Source organism: Streptomyces sp. NPDC058240 (assembly GCF_042882135.1).
GTDB lineage: Bacteria > Actinomycetota > Actinomycetes > Streptomycetales > Streptomycetaceae > Streptomyces.
Window position 1 is genome coordinate 3,637 of record NZ_JBHVWT010000101.1, and the last position, 5,381, is coordinate 9,017.

Sequence of the window (5,381 nt, forward strand, 5' to 3'; positions counted from 1 at the left end):
GAAGGGAGCTTCGGTCCGGACCGGGCGCGGGACGGTGCCGTGCGCGGGCGTCAGCCCTGGCCGGCCACCACCACGTCGGCGATCTGCGGTGCCGCCGAACCGGCGCGCCAGGCGAGCCGCACCGCGGCGGCCGTGCGACCGGCCGTGTCCACCCGGGTGTACGGGCCGTCGAGCGCGCCGACGGTCCGCCACGTTCCGTCGGTCGCCCGCAGCTGGATGTCGGCACGGGCCGTGGAGCCGGCCGGCTGCAGAACGGTGATCGAGGGCACCGCACGTGCGACGCCGAGCCCCAGCTCCAGCGTCTCCCCGGCCTCCGGGGCGCGAGCCGCCCGGTAGACGGTGCCCGGGTCCCCGTCGGACGCCGCGCGCAGCGAGGATCCGGCCGCGGCGGGCGGCCCTCCGGTCACCGCGCCGTCGTCCGTCGGAACGCTGAACTCCCGTACGACGAGCCAGTTGTCCTGGCCCTCGGTCGCCCGTGCCCGCACGTAGCGCGCCTTCGTCCCGGCGGGCGCGGTCGCGCTGACGTCCGGCTTTCCGGAGAAGGCGGTGAGCTGCTGCCAGCTCTGTCCGTCGGCCGAGTACTCCAGCACCCCCTGGTGGAGGTAGTCCTCGGCGCTGCCGGGCTTGGCCATCGCGAGGGTGACGGAGCCGATGTCCCGGACCCGGCCGAGATCCACGGTGATCCCGTCGCCCGCGGCGGGCGCCCCGTCGCTCCAGAAGTAGGTGGAGTCGTCACCGTCCAGTACCCGGGCGACGGCGTTGCTCTGGTACGTGCCGAGGTTCGTCGAGACCGAGGGCCTGCCGCTCACGCCGAGGATCCGGTCGTGCTCGGCGTCGGCCGCGTCGATGAACCGGTCCAGGACGCCGTCCCCGACGAGGACCGGCACCTTGCTCCCGTCGAGCCCGGTGTAGGTGAAGGACTTCGCCGCGGTGACCTGTGCGGGCAGCTGCTGCCGCAACTCCCAGGCCTGCGCGCCCTTTCCGGCGCGGGCCGCCTCGACCATGCGCAGGGCGGTCCGGGCGGCGGTGGCCCAGGATCCGGTCGCGTCCAGCCAGGGGGCGGCGTCGGCGACGAAGCCGCGGTCCGGGAGGCCGGAGCGCAGCCGGCCGGGCGCCGAGCCGAGCGTACCGAGCACCGAGGTGAGCCGGGCGGCGTCACCGGACTTCCAGTAGCGGGCGAACTCCGCCGCCAGTTCGGGGGCCTGGTCCTTGTTGAGGGCCGAGCTGTAGTTCGCGTCGGCGAAGGCCCGCAGCGCCTGCTGGGTGCGCGGGTCACCGCCCGCGTACTCCTTCAGTCCCTCGCCCCATGAGGTGCGGGGGTCGTACGCGGCGTCGTTCCAGGCATAGTCGGCGACGGTGTACAGCGCGATCTTCGAGGCGTACGGCTGGATCATCGGGTTCGCCGTGATCCCCGCCAGCTTGCCGGGCAGGCCCTTCTCACGCCCGCTGAACGGGCCGAGCAGCAGCCGGTTCGTCGCATAGTCGTTGACCGGGTAGTTGTCCCAGGTCAGGATCGGGTGGCCGAAGACCGTGCGGGCGGCCTCCGCCTGTGCGACGGTCATGGTCGGCGCGACGACACCGACGCCCGTCCACTCGACCAGGACATTGGGGTCGAGCTGCTCGGACAGCGCCTTCTTGTACGGCGAGTCGGAGACGTTGTAGTACTCGGTCGGGACCATCTGGAGCGGCTGGGCGCCCGGGTGGGTGGCGATGAACTCCTTGTTGACCCGGTTGAGCAGATAGGCCTGCGCCGCGCCCGCCGCACCGCCGCCGGTCCCCCACTTCGCCTTGTCCTCGGCGCAGTTCCAGTCCGTGTAGCTGATGTCGTCGAGCGGCACGGCGAAGGTGCGTACGCCGATGTCCCAGATGGTCTGGAACTTCTCGACCAGCGCCTCGGCGTCGGCGTCGGAGCTATAACACACGGAGAGGCCGGGCGAGAGCGCGTACGTGAACTCCACATGCCGCTGCGCGGCCCGGTCGGCGAGCTCCTTGATCCCGGCCAGTTGGTCGGCCGGGTAGGCGTCGCGCCACTTCGCACGGAGATACGCGTCGTCCTTCGGCGAGTACACGTAGATGTTCATCTTGTGCTCGCCGTAGTAGTCGAGCTGGTCGAGCCTCGCCTCGTGCGACCACGGGGTGCCGTAGAAGCCTTCGATGACGCCGCGCAGCGCGGTGCCGGGCCAGTCGCGCACCGCGAGTCCGGCGACCCGGGCGCCAGGATGCTCGGTGTGCGGCAGGATCTGACGCAGCGTCTGCGCGGCGTAGTACGTGCCCGTGGTGTCCTTGCCCGCGAGGACGATGCGATCGGCGCCGATGCCGAGCACATAGCCGTCGGCGGGCAGCGCGGACGGGCCCTCGATCTTTTGCGCGGCGAGCGCGGCCGCGTCACCGACATGGACCGTGAGACCGTTCCGGGCGGGTCTGTCGCCGCGTACGACGCGCTGGGCGCCGGCTCGGCGCAGCGCGCTCTCCACGACCTGGATGGCGGACTCGTCGGAGGTTCCACCCGCCACCACGGTGACGGTCGGGCTGATGGTGATCCGGTCGGCCCGGGTCTTCACGGACTGCGGAGTCGGCGTGATGGCGGGGGCCGGCCGGTCGGCGGCGGCCTTCGCCGGGGTGGCGGTGCGGGCACCGTCGGCCGCCTGGGCGGGCGGCACGGCGGTCAGCAGACCGCCGACGAGCAGGGTCGCCGCCGTACCGAGCGCGGTGAGACGGGGTGGGCGAGGCGTCACTAGTCCTCCATTGATCACTCAAGTCACCAGAGTCGCGCAACACAGCAACACCGAATTCAACATCGTGGCGCTTACATGTCAATGGTCTGGACAACATCAACACGTGGACCTGGGCTTTTGCCCTCCGGAAGCGGTACCCGTGCAAGCCCGACACCGAACATGCAGAGCCGGAACGCACATGACGGGCGGAGCCCGGACCGGACTCAGCGAGCGAACAGCTCGAACGTGACTGCCGGACGACCACCGAACCGCTCCCCCTCGGCCCACGCGTGACCCGCCAGAAAGGTGCGGCAGTACGCCTCGGGGTCCTCCTCCGTCAGCCCTTCGATGTACGTACGGTGGGCCAGCAGCGACTTCACCGAACGCTCCAGCCCGGCCGTGGCGTCGACAGCATGAGTGGGTGCACTCGACCCGGCGACCGCGACCCACCGCACCCCGTTCCACGGCTGGAGCCCCGCCTCCGCGAGCTCCGGGAAGATCCAGCGGTTGCCCGCGTCGGCCGCGGCGTCCAGGGTGGCGCGGCCGACCGCCCGGTGGTCGGGGGCGTTCCAGGCGACGCCGCCCCAGGTGTCCCGGTGATTGAGTGTGATGACCAGCTCGGGGCGGTGCCTGCGGATGGCCGCGGCGATGTCCTGGCGCAGCGGGAGGCCGTACTCGATCACGCCGTCGCGGTGGTCGAGGAACTCCACGGTGGAGACGCCGACGACCGCGGCACTCGCCCGCTGCTCCCGCTCGCGCAACGGCGCGCATTTCTCCGGTTCCAGCGTGTCGATGCCGGCCTCGCCACGGGTGGCGAGGAGGTAGGAGACCTCGCGACCGCCGTCGGTCCACCCCGCGACCGCCGCCGCACAGCCGTACTCCAGGTCGTCGGGGTGCGCGACCACGGCGAGGGCGCGCCGCCAGTCCGTGGGCATGGGCGTGAGCTGCTCCGTCATGTCGGCAGGCTAGCGCCCCGCGATCGGCCGCGCCGCGCGTTCCACGGACGCCTTCCCCGGCGTATCGCACGTCTCACCCCGCATATGAATACCCCCAGGGGTATCGGTGTTAGCCTGACTCAGAGATACCCCCTGGGGTAAAGCATCACGGAAGGAGCCGTGTCGTGTTCTTCGTCGACACCATCGAGACAGCGGGTCTCGGCAACCGCAGTTATCTGGCGGGCGGGCAGCGGTCCGCCGTGGTCGTGGACCCGCCGCGCGACATCGACCGGGTCATCGCCGCTGCCGCCCGGCGCGGCGTGCGGATCGCCCTGGTGGTGGAGACGCATCTGCACAACGACTACGTGACGGGCGGTCTGGAGCTGGCGCGCGTCACCGGGGCGCGGTACCTGGTGCCCGCCGCAGCCCGGGTCGCCTTCGCCCGTGTCCCGGTCTCGGACGGTGACGTCACCCCGGTCGACGACGGCCTCGCGCTGCGTGCACTCGCCACCCCCGGGCACACCCCGCACCACACGTCCTACGTGCTGGTGGAGGAGGGCCGCGACGTGGCCGTCTTCACCGGCGGCTCGCTGCTGATCGGCAGTGTGGGCCGGCCCGATCTGGTGGAGCCCCGGCTCACCGCCGAACTGGCCCGCGCCCAGCACGCCTCCGCGCACCGGCTCGCCGATGAGCTCGCGGACGCCGTGCCCGTGCTGCCCACGCACGGCTTCGGCAGCTTCTGTTCGTCCTCGCAGGCCGAGGGGTCGGCCACGACCATCGGCGACGAGCGCGAGCGGAACGACGCGCTGGTCAAGGACGTGGACACCTTTGTCGCGGACCTGCTCGCCGCTCTGGACGATGTCCCCGCGTACTACGCGCACATGGGCCCGGCCAATGCCGCAGGACCGGCCCCGCTGGATCTGACCCCGCCCGACCCGGCCGATGCCGAGGAGATCGCCCGGCGGCTGGCCGCGGGCGAGTGGGTGGTGGATCTGCGCAGCAGGGTGGCGTTCGCCGAGGGGCACGTCACCGGATCGTTCAACTTCGAGGGCGAGGGCCGGCTCGCCACGTATCTGGCCTGGCTGATCCCGTGGGGCAAGCCGGTCACCCTGCTGGCGAGCACCGCCACCGACATAGCCTGGGCACAGCGGGAGCTGTCCCGCGTCGGCATGAGCCGTCCGGTCGCGGCGGCCACCGGCGGTCCCGAGGACTGGGCGGGCACGGCGACGGCGCTGCGGTCGTCGCGCAGGTCCGACTTCGCGGGCCTGGCGGCGGCCCGGGAGCGGGGCGAGGATCCGGTCGTACTCGATGTGCGCAGGGACTCCGAGCACCGTGCGGGTGCGGTCACGGGGGCGGTGCACATCCCCCTGCACGAGCTGCCGAAGCGGCTGGGCGAGGTGCCGCCGGGCGTCGTGTGGGTGCACTGCGCGGGCGGGACGCGGGCGGCCATCGCCGCGTCGATGCTGGACGCGGCGGGGCGCGAGGTGGTGGCCGTCGACGACGGTTTCGGCGCGGCGGCGCAGGCCGGCCTGTGTCCCACCGTCCCCGTGCCCGCCCCATGACCGCACTGGTCGTGGCGCTGGCCGCCGGTGCGGTGGTCGGCCTGGCACTCGGCGGACTGGGCGGCGGCGGAAGCGTGCTCGCCGTCCCCGCGCTGATCTACCTGCTCGGCTTCGATCCGGCCGCGGCCACCACCGCCGGACTCCTCATCGTCATCGCGACGTCCCTCACC

Annotated in this window: 3 protein-coding genes and 1 pseudogene; 2 read left to right on the plus strand and 2 right to left on the minus strand. The window is 72.5% G+C overall.

Translation table 11 applies throughout. From position 1 onward, the window contains the following. Positions 1-50: 50 nt before the first annotated feature. Both ACFVX4_RS41035 and ACFVX4_RS41040 read right to left on the minus strand, forming a co-directional pair. Positions 51-2,735 carry a beta-N-acetylglucosaminidase domain-containing protein gene (locus ACFVX4_RS41035; RefSeq protein WP_389988308.1) on the minus strand — a complete coding sequence of 895 codons (2,685 nt, stop codon included), beginning with the start codon at positions 2,733-2,735 and terminating at the stop codon, positions 51-53. A gap of 203 nt (positions 2,736-2,938) precedes the next feature. Next, a complete protein-coding gene (locus ACFVX4_RS41040) occupies positions 2,939-3,670 on the minus strand; it encodes a PIG-L deacetylase family protein (RefSeq protein ID WP_389988311.1) in 732 nt (243 codons plus the stop codon). 164 nt (positions 3,671-3,834) lie between these two features. On the opposite strand from ACFVX4_RS41040, the pseudogene ACFVX4_RS41045 reads away from it, so the two are divergent. Both ACFVX4_RS41045 and ACFVX4_RS41050 read left to right on the plus strand, forming a co-directional pair. Then, positions 3,835-5,181 (plus strand): annotated as a pseudogene (locus tag ACFVX4_RS41045) (rhodanese-like domain-containing protein); the annotation flags it as partial. Next, a partial coding sequence (locus ACFVX4_RS41050; RefSeq protein ID WP_389988314.1) for a TSUP family transporter occupies positions 5,064-5,381 on the plus strand: 318 nt, incomplete at its 3' end. The pseudogene ACFVX4_RS41045 and the gene ACFVX4_RS41050, both read left to right, overlap by 118 nt.